Source organism: Vibrio sp. Y176 (assembly GCF_033438945.1).
The window spans coordinates 1-903 of record NZ_JAWOQS010000214.1; the positions used below are offsets into that span (position 1 = coordinate 1).

The 903-nt window shown below is 37.2% G+C and carries 2 protein-coding genes; both read right to left on the reverse strand.

Features of this window, described 5'->3' with window-relative positions; genetic code table 11:
• Positions 1-170, reverse strand: a 170-nt coding sequence (locus R7O13_RS25155) for a LysR family transcriptional regulator (RefSeq protein ID WP_318304981.1), incomplete at its 3' end; no start/stop codon positions are given.
• Positions 171-337: 167 nt separating this feature from the next.
• A partial coding sequence (locus R7O13_RS25160) for a LysR substrate-binding domain-containing protein (RefSeq protein WP_318304980.1) occupies positions 338-903 on the reverse strand: 566 nt, incomplete at its 5' end.

A 903-nucleotide genomic window follows, 5' to 3' on the forward strand; every position in this document is an offset into this window, starting at 1 on the left:
CCTACCTTTGTGAAAAGTTGGTATTCAATTAGTGCTTCCAAGCGCCTAATGGAAGCACTTACTGCTGGTTGCGTCACGCCAAGGTGCTCAGCCGCTTTGGTGTATGATTGATATTCTGCAGCAATTAAAAATGTTTGGATTAAGTTTAAATCCAGTTTTTTATTAGTCATTAAAGTTATGGTCTGTTGTTATTTTAATATTGATTGCTTAATCAATATACCTCTAAAACAAAGATCAATTAACTTCGTTGATGTTATACAGAATATATCAAATATTAATATCTCACCGATAAATGAAACGTTACCACTGAGGAGAATCGAAAGGCTTTAAAAAACAACTAATTATCGTTAATGGATGAAAGTGTGCTTTCAATTATTGGAATCAGCCATTTATAAATAGGACTATTGCGATGGCGATAGTGCATGTATAGGTAAATATCTTGAGACTCGCCTTTGAAGGAGGCTTTTAGTTGTGGAGAGAGTGACAAACTTTTGAGTCCGGAAAGATGCTTTCTTGAAAGAAACGCAGATGTGGGGAATAGAGCATCTGTCTCCGAAATCACTTCTAATAGAGACAAAATGGAACTGGATCTAAAAGCGGTTTCGGTTTCAATGTTTTCACGCTCTGCCCAGCACTCAATAAGCGTTCTGTTCTCATTCCAATCTGGGACGATGGCAGTGACAATTGGATATAGACTTAAGTCATTATAACCGATCGCTTGATTCGATAAAGGGTGTGCATCTCTCGCTAATATCTGAAATTCATCGGTGGCAAGGTGCTTGGTTTGTAGTTCTTTTGGGACATTGTTTAGAGGGTAGTTGATTCCCAAATCTAACTCACCATTAATCAGTTTACTAATGGTATTTGAGCTCCAACTTTCTGTTTCTATTGTGATATTAGGAG